Annotated in this window: 24 protein-coding genes; 16 read left to right on the top strand and 8 right to left on the bottom strand. The window is 73.4% G+C overall.

What is annotated here, in order from left to right; translation table 11 throughout:
- Positions 1 to 11 precede the first annotated feature (11 nt).
- Positions 12 to 290, top strand: coding sequence for a muconolactone Delta-isomerase (catC, locus tag ACZ2G1_RS08015; protein ID WP_017832659.1), 279 nt, complete (start codon positions 12 to 14; stop codon positions 288 to 290).
- Positions 291 to 379: 89 nt separating this feature from the next.
- Here the strand turns inward: catC and ACZ2G1_RS08010 are convergent, their stop codons facing one another.
- The 5 genes from ACZ2G1_RS08010 to benA form a co-directional block, all read right to left on the bottom strand.
- Positions 380 to 3,211 carry a helix-turn-helix transcriptional regulator gene (locus ACZ2G1_RS08010; RefSeq protein ID WP_470377670.1) on the bottom strand — a complete coding sequence of 944 codons (2,832 nt, stop codon included), beginning with the start codon at positions 3,209 to 3,211 and terminating at the stop codon, positions 380 to 382.
- 62 nt (positions 3,212 to 3,273) lie between these two features.
- Entirely contained in the window at positions 3,274 to 4,101 is an 828-nt protein-coding gene (locus ACZ2G1_RS08005) for a 1,6-dihydroxycyclohexa-2,4-diene-1-carboxylate dehydrogenase (RefSeq protein ID WP_470377669.1), read from the bottom strand.
- Positions 4,101 to 5,675: a benzoate 1,2-dioxygenase electron transfer component BenC gene (gene benC, locus ACZ2G1_RS08000; protein ID WP_035928208.1), complete on the bottom strand. Its 1,575-nt coding sequence runs from the start codon at positions 5,673 to 5,675 to the stop codon at positions 4,101 to 4,103. Before benC ends, ACZ2G1_RS08005 begins: the two co-directional genes overlap by 1 nt.
- A gap of 124 nt (positions 5,676 to 5,799) precedes the next feature.
- Entirely contained in the window at positions 5,800 to 6,336 is a 537-nt protein-coding gene (benB, locus tag ACZ2G1_RS07995) for a benzoate 1,2-dioxygenase small subunit (RefSeq protein ID WP_017832655.1), read from the bottom strand.
- 38 nt (positions 6,337 to 6,374) lie between these two features.
- Positions 6,375 to 7,757 carry a benzoate 1,2-dioxygenase large subunit gene (benA, locus tag ACZ2G1_RS07990; RefSeq protein ID WP_017832654.1) on the bottom strand — a complete coding sequence of 461 codons (1,383 nt, stop codon included), beginning with the start codon at positions 7,755 to 7,757 and terminating at the stop codon, positions 6,375 to 6,377.
- A gap of 380 nt (positions 7,758 to 8,137) precedes the next feature.
- Between benA and catA the strand changes: the two genes are divergently transcribed.
- On the top strand, positions 8,138 to 9,022 hold the full coding sequence (gene catA, locus ACZ2G1_RS07985; RefSeq protein ID WP_035928370.1) for a catechol 1,2-dioxygenase: 885 nt from the start codon (positions 8,138 to 8,140) through the stop codon (positions 9,020 to 9,022).
- A gap of 400 nt (positions 9,023 to 9,422) precedes the next feature.
- Here the strand turns inward: catA and ACZ2G1_RS07980 are convergent, their stop codons facing one another.
- Positions 9,423 to 9,905: a MarR family winged helix-turn-helix transcriptional regulator gene (locus tag ACZ2G1_RS07980; RefSeq protein ID WP_017832652.1), complete on the bottom strand. Its 483-nt coding sequence runs from the start codon at positions 9,903 to 9,905 to the stop codon at positions 9,423 to 9,425.
- Positions 9,906 to 9,964: 59 nt separating this feature from the next.
- Positions 9,965 to 10,660 (bottom strand): hypothetical protein, encoded by a 696-nt coding sequence (locus ACZ2G1_RS07975; RefSeq protein WP_470377668.1) that lies wholly within the window; start codon positions 10,658 to 10,660, stop codon positions 9,965 to 9,967.
- 194 nt (positions 10,661 to 10,854) lie between these two features.
- Between ACZ2G1_RS07975 and ACZ2G1_RS07970 the strand changes: the two genes are divergently transcribed.
- Complete coding sequence (locus tag ACZ2G1_RS07970) at positions 10,855 to 11,931, top strand: glutathione S-transferase family protein (RefSeq protein WP_017832650.1); 1,077 nt, start codon at positions 10,855 to 10,857, stop codon at positions 11,929 to 11,931.
- A gap of 122 nt (positions 11,932 to 12,053) precedes the next feature.
- Positions 12,054 to 12,899 (top strand): HpcH/HpaI aldolase/citrate lyase family protein, encoded by an 846-nt coding sequence (locus ACZ2G1_RS07965; protein ID WP_017832649.1) that lies wholly within the window; start codon positions 12,054 to 12,056, stop codon positions 12,897 to 12,899.
- A gap of 18 nt (positions 12,900 to 12,917) precedes the next feature.
- On the opposite strand, the gene ACZ2G1_RS07960 is transcribed toward ACZ2G1_RS07965, so the two are convergent.
- Positions 12,918 to 13,634, bottom strand: a complete 717-nt coding sequence (locus ACZ2G1_RS07960) for an HAD family hydrolase (RefSeq protein ID WP_017832648.1) — start codon at positions 13,632 to 13,634, stop codon at positions 12,918 to 12,920.
- Between the two features lie 147 nt (positions 13,635 to 13,781).
- Here ACZ2G1_RS07960 and ACZ2G1_RS07955 point away from each other — a divergent pair, with 147 nt between their 5' ends.
- The 12 genes from ACZ2G1_RS07955 (at position 13,782) to ACZ2G1_RS07900 (ending at position 24,266) form a co-directional block, all read left to right on the top strand.
- A complete protein-coding gene (locus tag ACZ2G1_RS07955; protein WP_095650355.1) occupies positions 13,782 to 14,774 on the top strand; it encodes an LLM class flavin-dependent oxidoreductase in 993 nt (330 codons plus the stop codon).
- A 97-nt stretch (positions 14,775 to 14,871) separates the two neighbouring features.
- The gene (locus ACZ2G1_RS07950; RefSeq protein ID WP_017832646.1) at positions 14,872 to 15,918 is read left to right on the top strand and encodes an NAD(P)-dependent alcohol dehydrogenase; all 1,047 of its coding nucleotides are present in this window, start codon (positions 14,872 to 14,874) and stop codon (positions 15,916 to 15,918) included.
- A 58-nt stretch (positions 15,919 to 15,976) separates the two neighbouring features.
- Positions 15,977 to 18,187, top strand: coding sequence for a 4-alpha-glucanotransferase (malQ, locus tag ACZ2G1_RS07945; RefSeq protein ID WP_470377667.1), 2,211 nt, complete (start codon positions 15,977 to 15,979; stop codon positions 18,185 to 18,187).
- A gap of 58 nt (positions 18,188 to 18,245) precedes the next feature.
- Positions 18,246 to 19,115 (top strand): SGNH/GDSL hydrolase family protein, encoded by an 870-nt coding sequence (locus tag ACZ2G1_RS07940; protein WP_052133007.1) that lies wholly within the window; start codon positions 18,246 to 18,248, stop codon positions 19,113 to 19,115.
- A 325-nt stretch (positions 19,116 to 19,440) separates the two neighbouring features.
- A complete protein-coding gene (rpmB, locus tag ACZ2G1_RS07935) occupies positions 19,441 to 19,677 on the top strand; it encodes a 50S ribosomal protein L28 (RefSeq protein WP_017832643.1) in 237 nt (78 codons plus the stop codon).
- A 1-nt stretch (position 19,678) separates the two neighbouring features.
- Positions 19,679 to 19,846: a 50S ribosomal protein L33 gene (gene rpmG / locus ACZ2G1_RS07930; RefSeq protein WP_017832642.1), complete on the top strand. Its 168-nt coding sequence runs from the start codon at positions 19,679 to 19,681 to the stop codon at positions 19,844 to 19,846.
- Between the two features lie 4 nt (positions 19,847 to 19,850).
- The gene (gene rpsN, locus ACZ2G1_RS07925; protein ID WP_017832641.1) at positions 19,851 to 20,156 is read left to right on the top strand and encodes a 30S ribosomal protein S14; all 306 of its coding nucleotides are present in this window, start codon (positions 19,851 to 19,853) and stop codon (positions 20,154 to 20,156) included.
- A gap of 73 nt (positions 20,157 to 20,229) precedes the next feature.
- Complete coding sequence (locus tag ACZ2G1_RS07920) at positions 20,230 to 20,514, top strand: HU family DNA-binding protein (protein ID WP_031282576.1); 285 nt, start codon at positions 20,230 to 20,232, stop codon at positions 20,512 to 20,514.
- Between the two features lie 227 nt (positions 20,515 to 20,741).
- Positions 20,742 to 21,416, top strand: a complete 675-nt coding sequence (locus ACZ2G1_RS07915) for a hypothetical protein (RefSeq protein WP_176337398.1) — start codon at positions 20,742 to 20,744, stop codon at positions 21,414 to 21,416.
- Between the two features lie 127 nt (positions 21,417 to 21,543).
- Positions 21,544 to 22,104 (top strand): copper resistance CopC family protein, encoded by a 561-nt coding sequence (locus ACZ2G1_RS07910; protein WP_095650358.1) that lies wholly within the window; start codon positions 21,544 to 21,546, stop codon positions 22,102 to 22,104.
- A gap of 415 nt (positions 22,105 to 22,519) precedes the next feature.
- Positions 22,520 to 23,005 (top strand): copper chaperone PCu(A)C, encoded by a 486-nt coding sequence (locus tag ACZ2G1_RS07905; RefSeq protein WP_470377666.1) that lies wholly within the window; start codon positions 22,520 to 22,522, stop codon positions 23,003 to 23,005.
- On the top strand, positions 22,998 to 24,266 hold the full coding sequence (locus ACZ2G1_RS07900; RefSeq protein WP_284563342.1) for a Dyp-type peroxidase: 1,269 nt from the start codon (positions 22,998 to 23,000) through the stop codon (positions 24,264 to 24,266). Before ACZ2G1_RS07905 ends, ACZ2G1_RS07900 begins: the two co-directional genes overlap by 8 nt.
- The last annotated feature ends 47 nt before the right edge of the window (positions 24,267 to 24,313 follow it).

Here is a 24,313-nt window from a genome sequence, read left to right as displayed (position 1 = left end):
AAGGACGCACCGTGAAGTACCTGGTCCACATGGACATCGACCTCCCCACCGACATGCCCGCCGAGGAGGCCGCGGAGATCAAGGCCACCGAGAAGGCCTACTCGCAGGAGCTGCAGCGCTCCGGGAAGTGGCCCGAGATCTGGCGCGTGGTGGGCGAGTACGCCAACTACTCGGTCTTCGACGTCGACTCCCACGACGAGCTGCACGACATCCTGCAGAACCTGCCGCTGTTCCCCTACATGGACATCACCGTGGTGCCCCTGGCCAAGCACCCCTCCGACGTGAAGTAGCACCGGCCCGCCCCGCGAGATGGCGGACGACGGCGACCCGGCCACCGGCTGTCGCCGTCGTCCGCCACCTCGCGGTCGTCCGGGGACGGTCAGTCGGTGGAGCGGTAGCGGGCGGCGAGCTCGCTGCGGGAGCGGATCCCCAGCTTCCCGTAGATGCGCGTCAGGTGGTACTGGACGGTCTTCTCCGCGAGGAACAGGGCCCGCGCGGTCTCCTTGTTGGTGGCCCCGCCCGAGACCAGCTCCGCCACCGCCTGCTCCTGGGCGGTGAGCTGCACGGCGGTGCGGCCCACGGCGGCGAGCACCGGGTCGGAGGGGTCCGGCAGGTTCCCGACGTCGAGACCGGTGGCCTTCAGCTCGCGGTCGCAGCGCTCCACGTACGTGGCGGCGCCCAGCGAGTCGTAGAGGTCCCGCGCGGTCCGCAGCACGGTGGACGCCAGGCGCCGCTTGCCCGCACGGCGCATGCTCTGCCCGAAGGCGAAGCTGATCCGGGCGCGCAGGTACGGGCGGTTGAGCCCGCGCAGGTGGCCCAGGGCCGCCTCGAAGTGCTCCCGCGCCGTGTCCGGGTCCCCCTGCGCGGCGAGGATCCGGCCCCGGGCCCAGGAGATGCGGGCGTCGTCGGAGGGGATCCGCCGCTCGCGGCGCACGCGCTCGAACGCGGTGAGGAACGCGTCCGCGTCCTCGAGCCGGTCGGTCATCACGAGGGCGTTGACGTAGGTGTCCTGCCACGGCCAGAAGGAGACCCGCTCGTCGGTCCACGGGTCGAGGTCCGTCAGCGGCTGCAACACCCCCAGCGCGCTCTCGTAGTCGGCGCGGGCCTCGTGGAAGCGGGCCCGCGCGAGACTGGCCGGGACCTGCATGGCCCGGTAGGTGCCCGGCTGCACGGCGGCCTGGGAGACGTAGTGGCGGGCCCGGTCCCAGTCCCCGCGCATCGACCACAGCTCCGCGGCGGTCCAGTACAGGAGCGGGCGGATGAGCGGCATCTGCGAGGTCTCGAGGCGCACCGAGGCGCGGGAGACGGTGGCCGCCGCGGCGTCCCAGTCGCCCAGGACCAGCTGGGTGCGGGCCAGCCAGGCCTCCGCCCACAGGGAGATCCGCAGGGACCCGCCCCGGTACTCGGTGGGGGCGGCCGCCTGGAAGTTGACGAGCGCCGTCTCGACGTCGTCGGCGCGCAGCGCGAGCCACCCGGCGCCCATCTGAACGCGCTGCTTCTGGGCGTTCTCCGCCGCGTGCTCGAAGGCGCGCTCGTAGGAGGCCTCGGCCTCCCGCAGCCGCCCCTGGGCGAAGAGGCCCAGGCCGTAGATCGCCTCGGACTCGATGTGGGCGGGGGTGCCGGGGGCGGTGAGGGACATCGCGGTCTCCGCCCACCGGGTGATGACGGGTCCGTCCCAGGAGGCCACGCCGTGCAGCACGAAGCGCTGGGCGATCTGCGCGGCGGCCGCGGGGTCCCGCTGCCGGTTGCTCGTGCGCCAGGCCATCTCGAGCTGGGTCTGCGCGCTGCGGTTCTGCCCGGACACCGTGGAGAGGTAGCCGAGCACCGACGAGCGCAGCGGGGAGGACGGCATGGCGTCCACGGCGGCCGCCCACATGCCGGCCTGGGCGATGTTGCCCGAGCCGACCAGGGCGTCCACGGCCCGGAGCAGACGGTCGTTGCGGGCGCGCGTGTCCGCGGAGAGCCGGGACGCCGAGAACAGCGCCGTGGCGACGTCCTGCCAGGCGCCCACCGTCGCCTGCCGCGCGGCGAAGGCCTCGAGCTCCACGGCCAGCGGCTCGTCGGGCCCCGGGGTGGCCGAGACGCGGTGGCCGAGCCGCTCGCCCTCCTCCTGCACCACGGTCGCGGACCGCCGGTGCAGCGCGATCCGCCGGCTCGGCACGATCAGCCCGTAGACGGCCTCCGCGGCGCCCGGCTCGAAGAACTGCACGACCGAGCGGGCCTGGTCCACGGAGAGGTCCAGCAGCCCGGCGCGGTGGCCCTCGTCGAGAGCGTCCATCAGGGCGTCCACCCCGCTGACGTGGGCCACCTCGGACAGGCCCGCGCTGCGCCCCAGCACGGAGACGGCCTCGGCCGTGCGGATCAGGCCGGGCGAGGCCCCGGTGAGGACGCTGTGCACGCGGGCGCGCACCCGGGAGCTCGCCGGCAGGTCCGCGAACCAGGAGTGCCAGGTGTCCTCGGGCAGCTCGCGCAGCAGCTCGAGCACCTGCTGGGGGAGCCCGCCGGTGTGCCGGACGAGCCGGTGCGCGGCGGTCGCGCCGAGGTCGAGGCCGAAGAACTGCCGGGCCGCGGCCCGGACCTCCTCCGCCCCGAGGGGCTCGAGGGGGAGGCGCTGGACCTGGTGGCCGGTGAGGAAGTCGAGCACCCCTGCCGGGACGTGCCACGCCTGCGCCGGGTCGAGGGTCAGCACGAACATGACGCGCTTGCCGTGCAGCCGGCGCATCACGAACACCAGGATCCGCAGGGTCTGATCGTCCAGCCGGTGGGCGTCGTCGACGGTGACCACCACGCTGCCGCGGGTCTGCAGGCTCTCGAGGTGGGTGCTCAGGGTGGCGGCGTAGTTCACGGCCTGCGCGGGGCTCAGCTCCGCGACCGGGGCCGAGGGCGGCGCGGGCTCGCCGTCGAAGCCCCGGGAGGAGCGCAGGGGCGTGGCGAGCATGAGCTGGCTGTACCCGGCCAGGGCGAGCTGGGACTCCCACTCGTCGCCGGTGGCGCTGAGCACGCGGACGCCGCGCGCGGCGGAGCGGCAGTGGTCGAGGAACAGCTCGAGCAGGGCCGTCTTGCCCGAGCCCAGCGGGCCCTCGAGCACCACGGTGCGGACGTGGCCCTTGCGCACGGTCCGCAGGACCTCGAGGAGCTCCTCGAGCGCGGCCGCCCGCCCGACCAGCGGGAGCTCCTCGCCGGGTTCTCCGTGCTGCAGGCCCGCCGTCATGGCCGCGAGTCTACCCGTGGAGGGGGCGCGGCCACGGCGGCGGGCGTCCGCCCGGAGACGGCTCAGCCGAGGTCCCCGCCGGCGACCGGCAGGACGCTGCCGGTGACGTAGGAGGCCTCGTCGGAGGCGAGGAACACGATGGGCGCGGCCTGCTCGTCGAGCGTGCCGTAGCGCTTCACGAACGAGGAGTCCACGGTCTGGCCGACGATCACCTGGTACCAGGCCCGCTCCTGGGCGCTCTCGGCCTCGGGGCCGCGCTTGACCCTGCGGGGCGGGGCCTCCGTGCCGCCGGGGGCGGTGGCGACCACGCGGATCCCGCGGCCGGCGACCTCCATGGCCAGGGACTGGGTCAGCGCGTTCACCCCGCCCTTCGCCGCGGCGTAGGGCACCCGGTGCATGCCGCGGGTGGCCACCGAGGAGACGTTGACGATCGTGCCCGAGCCCTGCTCGAGCATGGCCGGGAGCACCGCGCGGCAGGACCACAGGGTGGGGAAGAGCGAGCGGCGGATCTCCTTCTCGATCTTCTCCTCGTCGTACTCCTCGTAGGGGCGGGCCCAGATGGTGCCGCCCACGTTGTTGACGAGCACGTCCACCCGGCCGTGGGCCGCGAGCGCGGCCTCGACGGCCTGCTGGGCCCCGGCCCAGGTCTCGAGGTCGGCGGTCACGGACGTGGCGGCACCGCCCGAGCCCGAGGCCTCGGCGGCGCGGACGATGCCCCGGGCGACGTCGTGCACCAGCTCGGCGCGGTCCACGAGGACGACGGCGCCGCCCTCGGCGCCGATCCGCTCGGCCACCTTCTGCCCGATGCCCTGCGCGGCGCCGGTCACGACCGCCACCCTGCCGGCGAAGCGGCCCGGGGTGAGGAACTGTCCCGCGTACGGTGCGCCCATCAGCGGCCGGCCTCCTTGGCGTCGATCGCCGTGGACATGGTCTGCTTGGCGTCGCGGGCGTGGGCCATGATGACCTCGCGGGCGCGCTCCTTGTCGTTGCGCTCGAAGGCCTCGACGACGTCCAGGTGGTCCTGGGCGACCCGGGCGAAGATCTCCGTGCCCCGCTCGAAGGTCGCGGCCATCTGCTCGCGCACGTCGAGCCGGCGGTAGGACTCCAGCAGCGTGGGGTTGTCGCAGACCATGAAGAGGTACTCGTGGTACTCCTCGTTGGTCCGCACGTACTCCTCGGGGTCCTGCACGGTGCCCGCGCCCACGGAGCGCGTGGTGGCCTCGGCGAGGCGCCGGAACTGCTCCAGCTGCTCCTCGGTCAGCCGGCCCATCACGAGCTCGGTGACGGCGAGCTCGAGGCCCATGCGGGCGTCGAGGTGGGCGAAGCTGTCCTCCTTGCGGAACTCCAGCCGGCCGGTCTCCAGCGAGGAGAGCGCCTCGGAGCGGGTCATGGTGTCCCCCTCGGCGGCGATCGTCTCGGGGGAGGGCGGCGCGCCGGTCTCGGCGTCGCCGCCGGTGGTCTCCTTCGGCGCGAAGCGCTCGAAGTAGAAGTTGGCGGGCTCGATCCCCTCGCGGTCCAGCCACGCGGAGACGGCGTTGACCATGGGGGGCGGGCCGCACAGGTAGATGTCGACGTCGCCGTCGTTGAGGTGGGCCGGCTCGATGATCTGGGTGACGTAGCCGGTGTGGGGGGCGGAGGTGCCCTCCTCGGAGGCGATGTGGTCCCAGGTGAAGTGCGGCAGCTTCGCCTCGTAGGCGCGGAGCCGGTCGAGGCCCACGATGTCGGCCTCGCGGGTCACACCGTAGATGAGGTGCACGGGGGTGCTGGGCGGGTTCTCGGCGAGCTTCTCGAGGATCGACAGGAGCGGGGCCAGGCCGGTGCCCCCGGCGAGCAGCAGCAGGGGGCGCTTGGGCTCGCGCAGGAAGAACGAGCCGTAGGGGCCGCTGAACTCGACGGTGTCGCCGACCTGGGCGCGGTCGCGCAGGTACTCGGACATCGCGCCCTGCGGGGTGATGCGGACCATGAAGGCCGCGCCCTCCACCTCGGGGCCGCTGCTGAAGGAGTAGGAGCGCTCGGCGTCGGTGCCGGGCACCTTGATGTTGACGTACTGGCCGGGCAGGAACGCGAGGTCCTCCCGCTTCTCGACGTCGAGGGTGAAGGAGATCGTCGTCTCGGAGTGCTTGTCCAGCTCCTGGAGCGTGGAGGTGTACGTGGCCGCGGAGGTCTTCGCGGACTCGGCGGTCGCCGGGATCTGGATGGCCATGTCGGACTCGGGGACGGCCTGGCAGGTCAGCAGGTAGCCCTTCTCGAGCTCCTCCTCGGTCATGGCGTCGTCGATGAAGTCCCCGGGGTCGAAGGAGCCGGAGTCGCAGAAGGCCTTGCAGGTGCCGCAGGCGCCGTCCCGGCAGTCCGCGGGAATGTTGATGCGCGCCTTGTAGGCGGCGTCGAGGACGGTCTCGTAGTCGCCGACCTTGACGACCTTCGTGACGCCGTCCTCGAAGCTGAGGGCTACCTGGTGGCCCATGATTTCCTCCTGGGTGGGGGGCCGCGTCGTCGCGGCCCGTGGGAAGTGCGGGGGTGCTCGGTGAGCACGGGGTACCGACGGTCTGTCGTGGCCGGCCCCGGCGCGGGACCGGCCACGGCCGGCGTCAGATCATGTAGACGTCCACGACGTGGTGGATGTAGTCGTTCTTCAGGACGACCTTCTTCTTCAGGATCAGCGGCTCGTCGCCCGAGAGGTCGATCGTGTAGAAGCTGGTGCCGAAGTACGTGTCCGTCGTGTTGTAGCGGAAGTACAGCGTGAACCAGTTGAAGCGGACCTGCACCCGGTCGCCGTCGTGCTCGAGGACCTCCACGTCGGTGATGTTGTGCCCGGTGCGGGGGTCCGGCAGGGACGTGGCGGAGGAGCGGTCCGTCTTGATGCGGAACACGCGGTCCTCGATGCCGCCGCGGTTGTCGTAGTAGATCAGGGAGATCTCGTTCTGGGGGTCCTCGGTCAGCCGGTCGTCGTCGTCCCAGGACGGCATCCAGAACTCGGAGTCCGGGTGGTAGCACTCGAGCCACTCGTCGAACTGCCGGTCGTCCAGCAGGCGTGCCTCCTTGTAGAGGAACGCGCGCACGGTCTCGAGGGTCGCGATCTCCTCGGCGGTCTTCAGCGCCGCCAGGGGGTTCAGCAGGTTGGTCATGGTGTTCTGCACTCTTTCTGTGGTTCGGGGAGTCCGGGTCAGGCGGTCACGGGAGCGGACTGCGCGGCGGCGCGCTCCTCCGCGGCCAGACCCTTGTCCATGACGTCCTTCCAGAAGCCGTGCTGGACGGGGTACAGGCCCTCGTCCTCGGTGCGCACACCGGAGGCGATGACCTTGGTCATGCCGAGGGCCTGGGCCTGCTCGTCCGGGCCCTGGATCTCGTGCGCGGCGCCGCGGGACATGTCGTTCCACGGGGCGGAGGTGGCCCAGTAGGTCTTGTTGCAGGAGCGGAACTCCTCGAGGTCGTCCGGGGTCGCCATGCCCGTCGCGTTGAAGAAGTCCTCGTACTGGCGGATGCGCTTGGAGCGGTTCTCCTGGGACTCGCCTCTGGGGGCGATGCAGTAGATGGTGACCTCGGTCTGGTCCGCGGAGATCGGCCGGAAGTGGCGGATCTGCGAGGAGAACTGGTCCATGATGTACACGTTCGGGTACAGGCACAGGTTGCGCGAGATGTTGATCATGAAGTTCGCCATCTCCTCGCCGTACTTGTCGACGAGCTCCTCGCGGCGGTCCCACAGCGGGCGGTCCTGCGGGTTGGTCCACTCCTGCCACAGCAGCAGGTGGCCGTGCTCGTAGGAGTAGAACCCGCCCTTGACCTTGCCCCACTTGCCGGCGTCCATGGCCTTGGTCTTGTTGGCGGAGTCGCCGGCGGTGCGGCGGGCCGTGGTCGCGGCGTAGTTCCAGTGCACCGAGGTCACGTGGTAGCCGTCGGCGCCGTTCTCCGCCTGGACCTTCCAGTTGCCGTCGTAGGTGTAGGTCGAGGCGCCGCGCAGCACCTCGAGGCCCTCGGGGGACTGGTCCACGATCGAGTCGATCACCGTGGTGGCGTCGCCCAGGTGCTCCTCGAGGGGCAGCACGTCCGGGTTGAGGGAACCGAACAGGAAGCCGCGGTAGGAGTCGAAGCGGGCGACCTTGGTCAGGTCGTGCGAGCCCTCCTTGTTGAAGTTCTCCGGGTAGCCGCCGTTGCGGCCGTCCTTGACCTTGAGCAGCTCGCCGGAGTTCTTGAACGTCCAGCCGTGGAAGGGGCAGGTGAAGGTGGTGCGGTTGTCCGTCTTGCGCCGGCAGAGCATCGCACCGCGGTGGGAGCACGCGTTGACGATGCAGTTCAGCTTCTCCTCCTTGTCACGGGTGATGACCACCGGGGTGCGGCCGATGTAGGTGGTGAAGTAGTCGCCCACGTTGGGGATCTGCGACTCGTGGGCCAGGTACACCCAGTTGCCCTCGAAGATGTACTTCATCTCCAGCTCGAAGATCTCCTGGTCGGTGAAGATCTCCCGCTTGGCCCGGATGAGCCCGTTCTCGCGGTCGTCCACCACGGCGTCGGAGAGGACCTCGCGGACGTGGGTCAGGTTCTCGGTCATGACGTGCTCCTTCTGGTCGGGCTGCCTGGTCGGGCTGCTTGCTCGGGATGTCTGGGCGGGACGTCTGCTCGGGACGTGCGGGCCGAAGTCTGCGACCGGCTCCTGCCGGACGGTACGGAGCCAGTCTGGTGCGCCGTGACTCCGCTCACATCAGGCAAACCCCTAGGACTAACCCAGGGGGTGTTTATGCCTTATTGGGTGCAGAAAAGACGCCTAATTGATATTTGTCGCGTCCTGATCGCACCCCTAGGCTGGTGGAGACGTCGACGTGTCCGGTGTCACAGCCGGAGGGCCCGAGCCGGCGGCCGCGAGCCGCGTCGGGAGCGGCGGGCACGAGGGGCGTCCCTGATCACCGTTCAACGAGGAATGTGGAGCACACCATGACGGAGACCCACGCGGCAACGCGCAAGGAGAACGAGGGCACCGCGGTCGAGGCCGGGTCCAAGGCGACCGAGCGGTTCACCGCCTCGGGCAAGCTGGCGAAGCTGGACGTGCCGAAGGAGCGGGTGTCCCTGCTGGCCGGTGCGGCGATCAAGGCGATCAACGACATCGCGGTCGAGCACCAGGTCACCTACGAGGAGTACAACGCGCTGAAGGCGTGGCTGATCAAGGTCGGCACCGACGGGGAGTGGCCGCTGTTCCTGGACGTGTGGCTGGAGCACACCATCGAGGACGTCAACTCCCAGGAGCGCCCCGGCGCCGTCGGCACCATCGAGGGCCCCTACTACGTGCCGGACTCCCCGGTGCTGCCCACTCCCGCGACCCTGCAGATGCGCGAGGACGAGCCCGGCACCCCGCTGCTGTTCAAGGGCCGGTTCACCGACACCGACGGCAACCCGCTGCAGGGCGCCCAGGTGGAGATCTGGCACGCCGACGCCAACGGCTTCTACTCCCAGTACGCCCCGGAGCTGCCCGAGTGGCTCTTCCGCGGCACGGTGAAGGCCGACGAGAACGGGTACTTCGAGATCAACACCAAGCGCCCGGCCCCGTACCAGATCCCCACCGACGGGGCCTGCGGGCAGCTCATCGGTGCGGCCGGCTGGCACGCCTGGCGCCCGGCGCACATCCACATCAAGGTCTCGGCCCCGGGCCACCAGCTGGTCACCCAGCAGCTGTACTTCCCCGGCGACCCGCACAACGCGGACGACATCGCCTCGGCGGTCAAGCCCGAGCTGATGCTGGACCCGAAGCCGCGCACCGACGGCGGCGCGGGCGAAGAGGTCGTCTACGACTACGTCCTCGCCAAGGAGGGCCAGACCAAGTAGGACGCCGGCCGCGGGCGCACCGCCCGCGGCGCACAGGAGCACCCCCGCAGGCCTCGGCCCGCGGGGGTGCTCCTGTGTCCCGGCCGGGCCGTCCGGCCACGGCGCCGAGCGCGCCCGAAGTCGCCTCCCGGGCCGCCGCGGCCGTCGAGGACACAAAACGCACAGGCGGCTTGCTCATGCAGATCACTGGGTCTAAGGTAAATCTGTCGTCGGCGATGGCCCGGAGGTGATCCCCCCATCTGCCTCCGGATGGTTCCTGCCGGCGACTGGTGTCCCATTCCCCCGATCGGGATGCCTGACAGGCCCTGCCGATCCCCCCATGCGGCAGGGCCTGTCCCCTGCGCGGGGCGGTTCCGGGCCGCGGACGGCCTCGGCCGGTGGGCGGCTCAGGCGCCCGGCGTCAGCACAGCCCCAGCTCCTCGAGCCGGGGGAGCACCTTGCCGGAGACGGAGAGCAGCGCGTCCATCTCCTCCCGGGTCAGGTGGTCGATCAGCGCCGCCCGCACGAGCTCCAGGTGGCCGGGGGCGGAGGCCTCGATGGCACGCCGCCCCTCCGGGGTGATCCGCACGTCGAGGCCGCGGGCGTCGCTGTCGCACGGCAGCCGTTCGAGCAGCCCGCGCCGGGCCATGCGGGAGAGCAGGTGGGAGAGGCGGCTGCGCTCCCAGCCGAGCTCGTGGAGCAGGTCGCGGGAGCGGATCACGCCGGTGCTGCTCTCGGACAGCTGGACGAGGACCTCGTACTCCGAGCCGGACAGCGCGCTGTCCCGGGACAGCTGGCGGTCCACCGCGGTCTGCATGCCGCGGCTCAGGGCCAGGAAGCCGCGCCAGACGCGCTGCTCCTCGTCGGACAGCCAGTTGACCTCATCGGTCTCCGGGTGGCTCATGCGGCGGTCCTCTCGTGGCGCGGGAAAACCCCCACTATAAATTGACGTGTCAACAAATGTCAACCGCCGACAGGGTCCTCCGGCGGGTCCGGGCGGTCGCCGGCGTCGCGGCCGTACCGTGCCGGGCGGCGGTGGATCCACTCCGAGTCGTAGAGGTCGCCGGGCCCGCGCGCGGGCCGCCGGAGCCGCTCGGCGTAGCCGGTGGGGCGCAGCGGGGAGTCGTCGTCGTCGACCGGGGTGAACGAGGCCATGGCGACGAGTCCGAAGCCCAGGCCGGCCGCGACGACCAGCGTCATCCCCGAGACGACCAGGACGCTGGCGTACTCGTCGGCCAGGTGCGCACCCGTGGTGCCCGCCAGCAGCGGCTGGACAGCGAACACCCCGGCGAGGGGCAGGAGGCCCAGCAGCAGCAGGGCGGCGGGGACGAGCCACAGCTTCGAGCGGCTCCGCAGCGGGGGCACCGAGGCGTCCCGGAGGGCCGGGTGCAGCTGGGCCTGGACGACGACGAAGCCCGCGAGCCCGGGCAGCCCGAGCAGCGCTCCGACCGCCCACCCCCACGCGTGGCCCAGGGCGGCGAGTCCGCCGCCGAGCAGGAGGCCCAGCAGGACGAGGGTGAAGGAGAGCCCGCGCGCCATCCGCCGGGCGGCCCGGGGCGAGGTCGCAGGCCCGCGGGCCCCCCGGGGCGCGGTCCGGGGCGGGACGTGCTGCGGGGGAAGGCGCTGGCCGTACTCGGGCTCGTTGCCGTGGGTACTCATGGGCGGGCTGTTTCCGTGGTGTGAGGGTGCCGGACGCCTCCACTGTAGACCTCGCCTCCGACGGGAGCTCCCGCTGGCGCCCTCTCTGTGATTGACATATCATCAAAACCGAGGGGCGGGAGGTGCGGCCGTCCCGCCGCCGACCGTCGTCCCGGCCGGTGGCGCCCCGTCCCGCCGCACCGCGAGGAGCCACCATGTCACAGCGCAGCACCCAGCGGTCCGAGCACAGCACCGCCGGCGCCTACGTGCATCCCGGCGAGGAGTTCACCCGGGACACCGCCTACATCGAGGACCGTATCGTCCGCGACCCGGCGCGCGCCGACGTGCCCGAGGGGGCGCGGGCCTGGCCCGTCGAGGCCGGCCGCTACCGGCTCGTCGCCGCGCGGGCCTGCCCCTGGGCCAACCGCACCCTCATCGTGCGACGGCTCCTGGGGCTCGAGGACGCCCTCTCCGTGGGGCTGCCCGGTCCCGTCCACGACGTCCGGTCGTGGACCTTCGACCTCGACGCGGACGGCAGGGACCCGGTGCTGGGCATCGAGCGGCTCCAGGAGGCGTACTTCGCCCGCTACCCCGACTACCCGCGGGGCATCACCGTGCCGGCGGTCGTGGAGATCGCGAGCGGCCAGGTGGTGACCAACGACTTCCCGCAGATCACGGAGGACCTCGCCAAGGAGTGGGGCGCCTTCCACCGCGAGGGCGCCCCCGACCTCTGGCCGGCCGATCTCGAGGACGAGATGCGCGAGGTCATGCAACGGGTCTACACCGAGGTCAACAACGGGGTCTACCGGTGCGGCTTCGCCGGCTCCCAGCGCGCCCACGAGAAGGCCTACGAGCGGCTGTGGGTCGCCATGGACTGGCTCGAGGACCGCCTCTCGACCCGCCGCTACCTCATGGGGGAGCACATCACCGAGGCGGACGTGCGGCTGTTCACCACCCTGGTGCGCTTCGACCCGGTCTATCACTCGCACTTCAAGTGCTCGCGCAACAAGCTCACCGAGATGCCCCACCTGTGGGGCTACGCCCGGGACCTCTTCCAGACGCCGGGCTTCGGCGACACCGTGGACTTCGAGCAGATCAAGCAGCACTACTTCGTGGTCCACGAGGACATCAACCCGAACCAGATCGTGCCCGTGGGCCCGGACCTGGCCAACTGGGTGTCCGCGCACGGCCGGGAGGCCCTCGGCGGCTCGCCCTTCGGGGCGGGGACCGCGCCGGGCCCCGTCCGACCGGAGGAGCGGGTTGACGGACGTCACACGCCCCTGACCGTCTGAGCGTTCCGCCGGATCGGCGCGCGGCCTAGACTGGACAGCTCCTACGGCCCGGGCCCGTTCACGGGGACGGGTGCCCAGGGGTCTCCCGTCCCCGCTGACCTCATCCCGGAAAGGACCCTCACGTGGCCCCCTACCGCAACCAGCGCGCCGCCGCGCTGCCCGCCCGCCTGTCCCGCTCCTGGCTGCTCACCTCGGCCGCCGACCCGTCCGTCTTCCCCGCGGCCCTCGCCTCCGAGGCGGACTCCGTGGTCTTCGACATCGAGGACGCCATTCCCGCCGAGGGCAAGGACCAGGCCCGGCAGAACGTCGTCGAGGCCTTCGAGGCCGGGGCGAGCGCATGGGTGCGGATCAACGACATCACCACGCCGTACTGGGAGCAGGACCTCGCCGCGCTCAGCCGGGTCGGCCACCTGCGCGGGATCATGCTGGCCAAGACGGAGCACCCCGACCACATCACCAAGACGGCCATGATGGCCCCGGCCGGCACCCCCGTGGTGGCGCTCATCGAGTCGGCGGTGGGGATCATGAACGCCAACGACATCGCCCGCGCCCCGGGCGTGTTCCGGCTCGCCTTCGGGGTCGGCGACTTCCGCCGGGACACCGGCGTCAGCGCGGACCCCCTGGCGCTCGCGTTCGCGCGCTCGAGCCTCGTGGTGGCCTCCCGGGTGGGGGAGCTGCCCGGTCCCATCGACGGGCCGACCCTGGGCGCCTCCGAGGAGGGCCTCGCCGAGGCGTGCGCCGTGACACAGTCCATGGGCATGACGGGCAAGCTGTGCCTGGACCCGCAGCAGACCGACGGGATCAACCGCCACCTCGCTCCGAGCGAGCAGGAGATCACCTGGGCCCGCGAGCTCATCACGCAGCACGACTCCGGGCACGTGGTGGGCGACGGCAGCTATCTGCCCCGCCTGGCCCGGGCCCGCAAGGTCTCCGAGCTGGCGCAGACCTACGGTCTCTGGAACCGCTGAGCGCTCCGGGCGCCCGGCTCAGCCCAGCCAGCGGGTCATGAGCTCCCGGAACACGGGGTCCGTCAGCGTCGCGGCCCGGTGGTGGGCGGGCACGGGGTCCCCGTCCGGGACGGACGGCACGGCCACGACCACCAGTCCCGCCGCCACGGCCGAGGTCGCGCCCACCACGGAGTCCTCCACGGCCAGGGCCTCACCCGGGGCGAAGCCCAGCCGCCGCACCGCCTCGGTGTAGATGTCCGGGGCCGGCTTGCCGCGCGGCACGTCCTCGGAGGAGACCCAGGTGCTGAGGTGGGGGGCGAAGCCGGCCTCCTCCAGCTTCACGCCGAGGATCGTGCTCGTGGAGTTGCTGGCCACGGCCACGGGCAGTCGCTCGGCGAACGCGCGCACCGTCTCGAGCGCGCCCGGCAGGGGCACGATGTGCCCGGTCAGCGTCTCCTCCTCGGTGCGCAGCACGTCTGCGTGGACCGCGGCGCGGTCGGCCCGGGCGGCCTCGGCGATCGCCGTGGCGACGTCCGCCGCGGACCAGCCCATCATCCGGCGCTCCATCGCCTCGGTGAACTCGAGCCCGTAGCGCTCCGAGACGGCGCGCTGGACCCGGGCCCAGTTCGCCTCCGTGTCCATGAGGATGCCGTCGCAGTCGAAGACCACGCACGCCGGGGCCCACCCGGGGGCGGGCGCCGGCAGCTCGGGGGAGGACGTGGGCGGCGACGGCGTGGGGGCGGGGAAGGACGTCATGCTCCCATGGTGCCCCACCGGGCGCCGTCCGGGGCGGGGGTGTGAGCAGGACAACGCCCGGGAGGACGCCCGGAATAAGCACCCCGGCCGGGGGTGTTGCCGCCACCGAACCCCTTCGTGCCATCCCCGACGGAAGAAGCCCCGCCCTTGCCCGCCACGCCCCGCGTCCCGCTGTCCGCCCTCGACCTCGTGCCCCTCTCGGAGGGCCGCTCCACCGCGGACGCCCTCCGCGAGGCGCTGGACCTCGCCCGCCGGCTCGACGCCTCCGGCTACCGGCGCCTGTGGTACGCCGAGCACCACAACACGGAGGCGTTCGCGTCCTCCGCCACGGCGGTGCTCGTCGGGCAGGCGCTCGCCGCCACGGAGCGCCTCAGCGTGGGCTCCGGCGGGATCATGCTGCCCAACCACGTGCCGCTGACCGTGGCCGAGGCCTTCGGCACGCTCGCCAACCTCTACCCCGGCCGCGTGGAGCTGGGCCTGGGCCGGGCGCCCGGCACCGACATGCGCACCGCCCTGGAGCTGCGGCGGGGCCACGCCGGCCACGACACCTTCGAGGCCGACGTGCGCCGTCTGGTGCGGCTGTTCGGCGGGCAGGAGCAGGAGGTCGTCCGGGCGCCCGTGGCCCGGGACACTGACGTTCCCCTGTGGATCCTCGGCTCGTCGACGGGCGGCGCGGAGGTCGCCGCCCGGCTCGGCCTGCCCTACGCGTTCGCCTCCCACTTCGCCCCGGCCAGGATCATGGACGCCATCGCCCTGTACCGGCAGCGCTTCGACGCGCAGGCCCCGACCGCCACGGTCGAGCGCCCGCACGTGATGGTCGCGGCGAACATCCTCGCCGCCGACACCGACGAGGAGGCGCGGCGCCAGTTCAGCACCCACCAGCTGCTGGTGCGCGGGATCGCCCGCAACGACCGCCGGCCGCTCCAGCCGCCCGTCGAGCGCGTGGAGCTCACCGCGGCGGAGGCGGGCATGGTGCAGGAGCACCTCGCCGTCTCGGCGGTCGGCACGCCCGAGCGGGTGGTCGCCGATCTCGAGCAGATCGTCGAGCTCACCCGGGCCGACGAGCTGATGCTCAACAGCTACGCCCACGACCCCGAGGTGCGCGCCCGGTCCTACGAGCTCGTCGCCCACGCCTGGTGAGCGCACCGTCCCGGCGCCGGCCGCACGCCCCCGGACCCCACGACCACCGCCCGGCGACCCCCGCCGGGCGTCATCCGCACCACGACAGGAGCACCCCATGACCACCGTCCCCGCCCTCGAGGCCGTCTCCGCCGACTCGGGCTTCCGCCGCACCACGATCGAGCGTCGCCCGGTCGGCCCGGGTGATGTCGAGATCGACATCCACTTCGCCGGCATCTGCCACTCCGACATCCACGTCGCGCGCGACGAGTGGGGCGGCACGCACTACCCCGTCACCCCGGGGCACGAGATCGTCGGCCGCGTCCGCGCGGTCGGGGAGTCCGTGACCGGCTTCGCCCCCGGCGACACGGTGGGCGTCGGCTGCTTCGTCGACTCCTGCGGCCGCTGCGAGTACTGCACCGGCGGCCAGGAGCAGTTCTGCACGGAGGGCGTGACCGCCACCTACAACACGCCCCAGGCCGACGGCACCCCCACCCGGGGCGGCTACAGCGGCGGGATCGTGGTCGACGAGCGGTTCGTCCTGCGCGTCCCCGAGGCGCTCGACCCCGCCCGGGCCGCCCCGCTGCTGTGCGCCGGGATCACCACGTACGCCCCGTTCAGGCGCTGGGGCGCCGGACCGGGCCGGCGGGTGGCCGTCCTGGGCATGGGCGGGCTCGGCCACGTCGCCGTGAAGATCGCCGCCGCCATGGGCGCCGAGGTCACCGTCCTGAGCCAGAGCCTGTCCAAGCAGGAGGACGGCCTGGCCTTCGGCGCGACCGACTACTGGGCCACGAAGGACCCCGAGACCTTCGAGCGCAACAAGGGCCGCTTCGACCTGATCCTCAACACCGTCTCCGCGGACCTGCCGGTCGAGCAGTACCTGTCCCTGCTGCGGGTCGACGGCGTGCTGTGCTCCGTGGGGCTGCCCACCGAGCCGTACAGCGTCCGCCCGGGCGCCCTGATCGGCCCCCAGCGCGTGCTCACCGGGTCGATGGTCGGCGGGATCCCGCAGACGCAGGAGATGCTGGACTTCTGCGCCGAGCACGGCGTGGAGGCCGAGATCGAGCTGATCGGCGCCGACGACGTCGACGCCGCCTACGACCGGGTGGTCGCCTCGGACGTGCGGTACCGCTTCGTCGTCGACGTCGCCCGCACCCTGGCGTAGCCGCCCGGATCATCAGCAGCCTGCGGCTCCGGCCGCGCCGGTGGTTAGAGTGGGGTCCATGGCCCACACCACCACCACCGACGGCGCGCTGCGCCGGCTCGCCGAGGCCTACCGGGTCTCCACGACCTACTCCGGGTTCGACGGACAGGAGCGGGAGGTCCCGGAGCCGACGCTGCGCGCCGTGCTCGACGCGCTGGGCGCGGACGCCGGGGACGACGCTGCGATCGAGGCGTGCCTCGCCCAGCGGGAGCTGGCGCCCTGGCGGCGGGTCCTGCCGCCCGTGGTCGTCGCCGTCGCGGGGGAGCGCACCCGCTTCGCCGTGCACGTCCCGCACGGCTCCACCGTCCGCGTGACCCTCGTGGCGGAGGGCGGCGCCCGGACCACCGCCCCCCAGGTCGACAACTGGCGCTCCCCGCGGGACGTGGACGGCGTCCTCACCGGCCAGGCCACCTTCGAGGTGCCCGAGGGCCTCGCCGTGGGCTGGTACGAGGTCCGCGCCGAGTGCCCCGAGGTCGACGGCGGACGCGCGGTCACGACGCCGCTGGCCGTGACCCCGCGGCACCTCGCCAGCACCGACCGGCTGCACGGCCGGCACCGCTGGGGCTACATGGCGCAGATCTACTCGGTGACCTCCGGGCGCTCGTGGGGCGTGGGCGACGCCTCGGACCTCGCGAGCCTTGCCGCGATCTCGGGCGAGCAGGGGGCGGACTACCTGCTGGTCAACCCGCTGCACGCCGCCGAGCCCGCACCGCCGGTGGAGCCCTCGCCGTACCTGCCGACCAGCCGCCGCTTCTTCAACCCCCTCTACCTGCGCATCGCCGAGGTCCCCGAGTACGCCTACCTGCGCCCGGGCGACCTCGAGGTGGTCAACACGCTGGCCGCCATCCAGCGCAAGGACAACCTCGACACCAGCACCATCGACCGGGACAGGGCGTACGCGGCCAAGCTGAAGAGCCTCGAGCTCCTGTTCACCGTCCGCCGCTCCCCGCACCGCCAGCAGCAGCTGCGCCGCTTCGTGGCCGAGGGCGGGCAGGGCCTGCAGGACTTCGGCCTGTGGTGCGCGCTGCGGGAGGAGCTCGGCGAGGACGCCCCCGAGTGGGACGACGCCGCGGCGCGCCCCGACGCCCCGTACGCGGTGGAGGCGCGGACCCGGCTGTCCGACCGGATCGACTTCCACGTGTGGATGCAGTGGCTGCTGGACGAGCAGCTCGAGGCCGCCCAGCGCGCGGCGCACCTGGCCGGGATGGACATCGGCGTGATCCACGACCTCGCCGTGGGCGTGCACAAGCAGGGCGCCGACGCGTGGACGCTCCAGGACGTGCTGGCCCTGGGCGTCAGCGTGGGCGCGCCCGCGGACATGTACAACCAGAAGGGCCAGAACTGGTCCCAGCCCCCGTGGCACCCGGAGCGCCTGGCCGAGGCCGGCTACCTGCCCTGGCGGGACATGCTGCGCACGATCTTCCGGCACGCCGGCGGCATCCGGGTGGACCACGTCCTGGGCCTGTTCCGGCTGTGGTGGATCCCGGACGGCCAGGAGGCCTCGGAGGGCGCCTACGTCTACTACGACCACGAGGCGATGGTCGGCATCCTCGCGCTCGAGGCGGAGCTCGCCGGGGCGGTGGTGGTCGGGGAGGACCTGGGCACCCTCGAGCCGTGGGTGCGGGAGTACCTCGCGGAGCGCGGCGTGCTGGGCACCTCGATCCTGTGGTTCGAGGTGGACGGCGACGAGCCGCTCTCCCCGGCGCAGTACCGGGAGCTGAGCATGGCCTCGGTCAGCACCCACGACTTCCCGCCCACGGCGGGATTCCTGGAGGGCGTGCAGGTGGACGTGCGCCAGGAGCTGGGCCTGCTGGCCCGGCCCGTGGAGGAGGAGCGGGCCGAGGCCCGCCGGCAGCTCGACACGTTCTTCGCGGCCGTCGCCGCGGACGGGCTGCTCCCCGACGGGGACGCCACGGACGAGCAGGGCCTGGTCGAGGCGCTGCACCGCTACCTCGCCCAGTCCCCGGCGCTGCTGTTCAACGTCTCCCTCGTGGACGCCGTCGGCGAGCGCCGGATGCAGAACCAGCCGGGCACGGGGGACGAGTACCCGAACTGGCGCGTGCCCCTGGCCGACTCCGCGGGCAACCCGGTGCTGATCGAGCAGCTGCCGGACAACGCGCGGGCGAACTCCCTGGTGCGCGCCGTCAACGAGGCGCTCGGCAACCGCTCCCGCCTCCGGTCCGTGGGGGAGCCGGGGCAGCCCGAGCACACCGACCGCACGGCGCCCTGACCGCGCCCCCGCGGCCCCGCCCGCAGCACCCCCCTGCCCCGAACGGAGGAAGCACCGCATGACGGAGCCGACGACGCCCCGCCCGGCCGCCGTGCCGCTCGCACCGCCCATCCGCTACGTGGCCCTCGGCGACTCCATGACCGAGGGCGTGGGCGACCCCGACCCCGCCCGCCCCAACGGGGTGCGCGGCTGGGCCGACCTCGTGGCCGAGCAGCTGACCGCGGCCCACCCGGACACCCGCTACGCGAACCTCGCGGTCCGGGGGCGGCTGCTCCGCGGGATCGTCGAGGAGCAGCTCGAGGCGTGCCTGGCCCTGGAGCCGACCCTGGTGAGCCTCTACGCCGGGGGCAACGACCTGTTGCGCCCCCGTGCGGACGTGGACGCCCTCATGGGGGTCTACGAGCAGGCGGTCGCCCGGCTGCGGGGCTCCGGCGCCCAGGTGGTGCTGTTCACGGCCTTCGACCCCGGCCGGGACGCCCCCACGTCCTGGACCCGCCCCCGGCAGGCGCTCTACAACGAGCACGTCCGGGAGATCGCCGACCGGCACGGGTGCCTGGTCCTCGACTACTGGCGGATGCGCACCCTGCAGGACTGGCGCTACTGGGCGGTGGACCGGCTGCACATGTCGACCGCGGGGCACACCCGCGTGGCCGCCCGGGTGCTCGAGCTGCTGGGCGTGGAGCACGCCCTGGAGCTGCCGCCCACCGACCGGCTGCCGGTCACGGCGAGCCCGGGGGTGCTGAAGGAGGACCTCCTCTGGGCCCGCGAGTACCTGCTGCCCTGGGTCGGGCGGCGGCTGCGCGGGACCTCCTCCGGGGACGCGGTCGCCGCCCGCCACCCCGGGTACACGACGCTGCTCCCGCGCCCGGTGCTCCCCGCCGGTCCCGCGGCCCCCGCGGAGCCGTCGGCCCCCGCCCGGTGCGGCTGAGCACGGAGTCCCCCGGTTTGCGGGGGTCCGGGGAGCCGGTAGACTGACCCGAAGCTGGTCACACCTGACGTCAGGTTGCGGGGAAGTCCGTCCGGGCCTAGACTTCAAGGCTGTCGTGTGGTGGAGTCCACCTTCCGGCACCTTGATCTTCACCGTCTTCATCGTGGCGAGGCCTTCGCCGGTTCCGGCCGCGGGCCTTACGAGAGGGCCCGGTTGGCGAACGGTGGCAATTCTGAAGGTGGCGGGACGCCCGTTGCCGCAGCTGAGTGATCAACTGCGGCACCCACTGCGTGCCGTCATTTCGTCAACATTGGAGGAGAACACTATGGCAGCGCACTGCCAGGTGACCGGAGCTCAGCCGGGCTTTGGGCACAGCATTTCGCACTCGCACCGCCGTACCAAGCGCCGGTTCGACCCGAACATCCAGAAGAAGCGGTACTGGGTGCCGTCGCTGCGCCGCAGCGTGACGCTCAACGTCAGCGCCAAGGGCATCAAGGTCATCGACGCCCGTGGCATCGATTCCGTCGTGACCGACATTCTCGCACGTGGGGAGAAGATCTAGCATGGCCAAGGACAAGGACGTTCGTCCCATCATCAAGCTGAAGTCCACCGCCGGCACCGGTTTCACCTACGTGACCCGCAAGAACCGCCGCAACGACCCGGACCGCATGGTGCTCAAGAAGTACGACCCGGTCGTCCGCAAGCACGTCGATTTCCGCGAGGAGCGCTGAATCCATGGCCAAGAAGTCCAAGATCGCCAAGAACGAGCAGCGCAAGGTCGTCGTCGAGCGCTACGCCGCGAAGCGTGCCGAGCTCAAGAAGACCCTCGTCGACGAGAACGCCACCGACGAGGCCCGCGAGGAGGCCCGCCTGGGCCTGCAGAAGCTGCCCCGGGACGCCTCCCCGGTCCGGCTGCGCAACCGGGACCAGATCGACGGCCGCCCCCGCGGCACCCTCCAGAAGTTCGGCATCTCCCGCGTCCGGTTCCGCGACATGGCTCACCGCGGCGAACTGCCCGGCATCACCAAGTCCAGCTGGTAATTTCTGACGCAGGAGCGCGATCGGTCCCCCGTGCCGCGCTTCCCCACGACCCCAAGTCCAGGAGGACATGAACATGGCTAAGAACCGCAGTGAACTCGTCGCAGAGGTCGCCGAGAAGGCCGGCACCACCAACGCCGCCGTGAACGGCGTCCTGGACGCGATGTTCCAGGTCTTCGAGGAGTCCGTCTCCGCCGGTGAGAAGATCACCATCCCGGGCTGGCTGGCCGTCGAGCGCACCGACCGTGCCGCCCGCACCGGTCGCAACCCGCAGACCGGCGAGACCATCGAGATCCCGGCCGGCCACGGCGTCAAGCTGACCGCTGGTTCCAAGCTCAAGGCGGCCGTGTCCAAGAAGTAAGGACACCCGCGGGTCCGTTCCGGACCCCGTCCCATGGCTTCGTCCGAAGGGGCGGCCCCGCACCGGGGCCGCCCCTTCGGCGTGCCCGGGCCCCGCGCCGGGCACGCCGCGCCGCGGACGCGGCCGGCCGAGCGGCCCCCGGCACCGCAATTGGTCCGGCGCCGGGTGCGGCGCGCATAATGGGACCACCGGGCCGAGCGGCCGGCGATCCAGACGGGAGGTGCGGCGTGAGCCCACGTGCACGGCGCCTCGCCCGCGGCTGGGCCGGAGCGGCCATCGCCACCTCCGCCGCCGCTCTCTCCCACGCGGCCGCCGGCGGGCAGGCCCCGCCCGTCGTGCTCGTGCTCCTCTCGCTGGCCCTGTCCGGGCCGCTGTGCATGGCCCTGGCCGGCCGGGTGCTCTCGCGGTCGTCCCTGCTGCTGGGCGTGCTGCTCAGCCAGTCCGTGCTGCACGCCCTGTTCGCGGCCTCCGGCGGTGCCGGCACGGTCGCCCACGCCGCCCACCCCTCCCTGGACCACGCCGCGCAGCACGGCGCCACGGGGGGTGCGCCCGGCCCCGCCCTGGTGCTGGAGGTCCAGTCCCACGCCGAGCACGGCGGAACCGCCATGCTCGTCGCCCACGCGCTCGCCGCACTGGCCTCCTACGTGCTCATGCGCCACGGCGAGGTCGCGGCCGTGGTCCTCCTGGAGGCGCTGCGGCTGCGCGTGCGCCGCCGGCGGCAGGTGCTGCCGGCCCCCGTGGTCGTCGGCCGCCCGCGCGCCGTGCGGGCCGGGCGCCCGCACGTGCTGACCGACCAGACGCTCCTGCGTCCCGTGCGCTCCCACCGCGGGCCGCCGCGCGCCCGCCGTCGACCCCTGCTGCCGGTCCTCCTCCCGGGACCCGCCACGCTGCCCGCCGGCTGAGCCGGACGGCCGCGGGGCGCCGCCCGGGCCACCGACCTCGGCAGGACGTCCGACGGCCCGTGCCCGCCGCCGGCCCTCCCGGCCCGGCGGCCCCGCCCACCGCCGCCCGGCCCTCCGAGGAGACCCCATGCCCACGTCCACCACCCGCCGCACCGCCGCCCTGCTGGCAGCGGGAGCCCTCACCCTCCTGCCCCTGCTGCCCGCGGCCGCGCACGACGAGCTGACCGCCGTCACGCCGGAGCCCGACTCCGTCCTGACCACCGCGCCGGAGGAGCTCGAGCTCACCTTCTCCGGCGAGATCATGGACATCGGCCACCAGATCCTGGTCACCGACTCCGAGGGACGCTCCGTGACGGAGGGCCCGCTCGAGCCGGTGGGGAACACGGTCGTCCAGCCCCTGGCCGCGGCCGGCGCGGAGGACGAGACCTACCGCGTGGTCTGGCGCGTGGTCTCCGGCGACGGGCACCCCATCGAGGGGACGTTCAGCTACGACGTCGGCTCCGGCGGCGAGCCCTCGGCGGACCCGAGCGCCGCGGTCGAGGACGCCGCCGCGAGCGCCCAGGACGCCGCGGACCGCGCCTCGTCCGGGGACGTCCCGCTCTGGCTCGTCGCGGTCGCGGGCGGGGCCGTGGCCCTCGCCGTGCTCGGCGTGGTGAGCCTCGTCTCGAGCCGGCGCCGCAAGGGCTGAGCTCCCGGGGTCCGCCCCGCTTCCGCACCGTCCGCACCTCCCGGCCGCAGCCCGCCGGGCGCCGCCGCGCCCCCGGGGGCTGCCGCCGTGCACCCTCCCGCGCGTGCCCGCCCCGCGCATCCTCGTCATCGACTCCCAGGAGCACCCATGCCCACTTCCCTGCCCACCTCCCTGCCCACCTCCCTGCCCACCTCACTGCCCGCCGCGCTGCTGCGCACCGGCACCGTCCTCGCCCTCGGCGCCCTCGCGCTCACGGGCTGCGCGTCCTCCGCCCAGGAGCCGGCACCGTCCGCCGCGTCCACCTCCGCCTCCGGCGCCCCCTCCCCGCACGACGCCGGGGGCGCCGCCGCGCACGAACCGCTCACCGTGGAGCAGCCCTGGGCGAAGGCGGGCCCCGCCGGGGGGGATGACCGGGGTGTTCGGCACCCTCGTCAACGAGGGCGACGTCCCGGTCGTGCTCACCGGCGCGTCCGCCGAGGGCGTCGCCGGGTCGGTCGAGCTGCACGAGACCGTGCTCGACCCCGAGACCGGCAGCACGGTCATGCAGCGGATGCAGGACCCGGTCGGCATCGCGCCGGGGGAGTCCTACGCCCTCGAGCCCGGGGCGGACCACCTCATGCTCCTGGACCTGCGCTGCGGGCTCCGTGCCGGGGACGACCTCGAGCTCGTCCTGCGCTTCGAGGACGGGACCCAGCAGACGGTCACGGCGGCCGTCCGCGACTACGCGGGCGCCCAGGAGGAGTACGCCCCGGGCCACGGCGAGGACGAGGACGCCGGCGAGGACGCCGGCGAGGACGACCACGCGGACGACGGCGAGGGGCACGCCGGGGGCCACGCGAGCGGGACGGGGTCGCCCTCCGGGGCCACGCCGGCGGCGGACCTGCCGGGCTGCCGTGGGTGAGGCCCGCGGCCTGGACCGGCGGCGCCTGCTCGTGGCGGGCGGCGCCGCCGGCGTCGGCGCCGCCTCCGCCCTGGGCCTGGAGTCGGCCCGCCGCGCCGGGGCCCCCGCCGCGGCCCCGCAGGACACCGCCCGGGCGGCACCGCAGGGGCACGGGCAGGCCGTCGAGCCCTTCCACGGCCCCCGGCAGGCCGGGGTGGCGACCGCGCCGCAGGCGTTCGCCGCCTTCGTGGCGCTGGACCTGAACCGGGACACCACCCGGGACGCGGTGCGGCGCCTGCTGCGGGTGCTCTCCGAGGACGCCGCCGCCCTGACCCAGGGCCGGGCGCCGGTCGCCGACCAGGAGCCGTGGCTCGCCGAGCGCCCAGCGCGGCTCACGGTCACCCTCGGCTTCGGGCGGCGGCTGCTCGGACTGGTCGCCCCGGACCGCGCGCCGGCCTGGCTGCGGCCTCTGCCCCCGTTCTCGATCGACCGGCTCGAGGAGCGGTGGAGCGACGGCGACCTGCTGCTGCAGATCTGCGCCGACGACCGCCTCGCGGTCTCGCACGCCCAGCGGGTGCTGCTCAAGGCCGCCCGCTCCTTCGCCGCCGTGCGCTGGGTGCAGGACGGCTTCCGGCACACCGTGGGCTCCGTCCCGGACGGGCGGAGCATGCGCAACCTCTTCGGCCAGGTGGACGGCACCGTCAACCCCCGGGGCGGCAGCGAGGAGTACGAGCGGGTGGTCCACGGCCGGGACGGCTTCGCGCCGTGGGTCCCGGACGGCACGGCCCTGGTCCTCCGCCGGATCGCCATGAACCTGGACACCTGGGACGAGGCGGACACGCCGGCGCGGGAGGACGCCGTCGGGCGGCGCCTGCGCGACGGCGCCCCGCTGACGGGCGGCGCCGAGCACGACGAGCCGGACCTCTCCGCGCGGGGGCCGCTGGGCTTCCCCGTCATCGCCGACTACGCCCACGTGCGCCGCTCCCGCTCGGAGCACCCCCTCGAGCGGATCCACCGGCGGGTCTACAACTACGACCTGCCCGTGGCGGGCGCCTCGGGCACCCGGGGCCGGGGCGCGACCACCGGAGGGGTCAGCGACGCGGGGATGGTCTTCGCGGCGCACTGCGCGGACGTCGACCGCCAGTTCGTCCCGATCCAGCGCCGGCTCGACGAGCTCGACATGCTCAACGCCTGGACCACCCCGGTCGGGTCCGCGGTCTTCGCCGTGCCCCCGGGCTGCGCGGAGGGAGGGTTCGTGGGGGACGTGCTCTTCGAGGGCTGAGGACCGCCCGTGTGGGATCCGGCACACGCGCACGGGCCGGTGCGCTC

Source organism: Kocuria sp. KKT182 (assembly GCF_055635395.1).
The sequence above is the reverse complement of the archived record's forward strand: the minus strand, read 5'-3'. Positions and strand labels throughout refer to the sequence as shown.

What these genes read in the sequence shown, in the direction of transcription:
- ACZ2G1_RS08010 (WP_470377670.1), bottom strand. Translation starts at nt 3,211, where the DNA reads ATGACGGCGGGCCTGCAGCACGGAGAACCCGGCGAGGAGCTCCCGCTG.
- ACZ2G1_RS08005 (WP_470377669.1), bottom strand. Translation starts at nt 4,101, where the DNA reads ATGGGCGCACCGTACGCGGGACAGTTCCTCACCCCGGGCCGCTTCGCC.
- benC (WP_035928208.1), bottom strand. Translation starts at nt 5,675, where the DNA reads ATGGGCCACCAGGTAGCCCTCAGCTTCGAGGACGGCGTCACGAAGGTC.
- benB (WP_017832655.1), bottom strand. Translation starts at nt 6,336, where the DNA reads ATGACCAACCTGCTGAACCCCCTGGCGGCGCTGAAGACCGCCGAGGAG.
- benA (WP_017832654.1), bottom strand. Translation starts at nt 7,757, where the DNA reads ATGACCGAGAACCTGACCCACGTCCGCGAGGTCCTCTCCGACGCCGTG.
- catA (WP_035928370.1), top strand. Translation starts at nt 8,138, where the DNA reads ATGACGGAGACCCACGCGGCAACGCGCAAGGAGAACGAGGGCACCGCG.
- ACZ2G1_RS07980 (WP_017832652.1), bottom strand. Translation starts at nt 9,905, where the DNA reads ATGAGCCACCCGGAGACCGATGAGGTCAACTGGCTGTCCGACGAGGAG.
- ACZ2G1_RS07975 (WP_470377668.1), bottom strand. Translation starts at nt 10,660, where the DNA reads ATGAGTACCCACGGCAACGAGCCCGAGTACGGCCAGCGCCTTCCCCCG.
- ACZ2G1_RS07970 (WP_017832650.1), top strand. Translation starts at nt 10,855, where the DNA reads ATGTCACAGCGCAGCACCCAGCGGTCCGAGCACAGCACCGCCGGCGCC.
- ACZ2G1_RS07960 (WP_017832648.1), bottom strand. Translation starts at nt 13,634, where the DNA reads ATGACGTCCTTCCCCGCCCCCACGCCGTCGCCGCCCACGTCCTCCCCC.
- ACZ2G1_RS07950 (WP_017832646.1), top strand. Translation starts at nt 14,872, where the DNA reads ATGACCACCGTCCCCGCCCTCGAGGCCGTCTCCGCCGACTCGGGCTTC.
- malQ (WP_470377667.1), top strand. Translation starts at nt 15,977, where the DNA reads ATGGCCCACACCACCACCACCGACGGCGCGCTGCGCCGGCTCGCCGAG.
- ACZ2G1_RS07940 (WP_052133007.1), top strand. Translation starts at nt 18,246, where the DNA reads ATGACGGAGCCGACGACGCCCCGCCCGGCCGCCGTGCCGCTCGCACCG.
- rpmB (WP_017832643.1), top strand. Translation starts at nt 19,441, where the DNA reads ATGGCAGCGCACTGCCAGGTGACCGGAGCTCAGCCGGGCTTTGGGCAC.
- rpmG (WP_017832642.1), top strand. Translation starts at nt 19,679, where the DNA reads ATGGCCAAGGACAAGGACGTTCGTCCCATCATCAAGCTGAAGTCCACC.
- rpsN (WP_017832641.1), top strand. Translation starts at nt 19,851, where the DNA reads ATGGCCAAGAAGTCCAAGATCGCCAAGAACGAGCAGCGCAAGGTCGTC.
- ACZ2G1_RS07920 (WP_031282576.1), top strand. Translation starts at nt 20,230, where the DNA reads ATGGCTAAGAACCGCAGTGAACTCGTCGCAGAGGTCGCCGAGAAGGCC.
- ACZ2G1_RS07910 (WP_095650358.1), top strand. Translation starts at nt 21,544, where the DNA reads ATGCCCACGTCCACCACCCGCCGCACCGCCGCCCTGCTGGCAGCGGGA.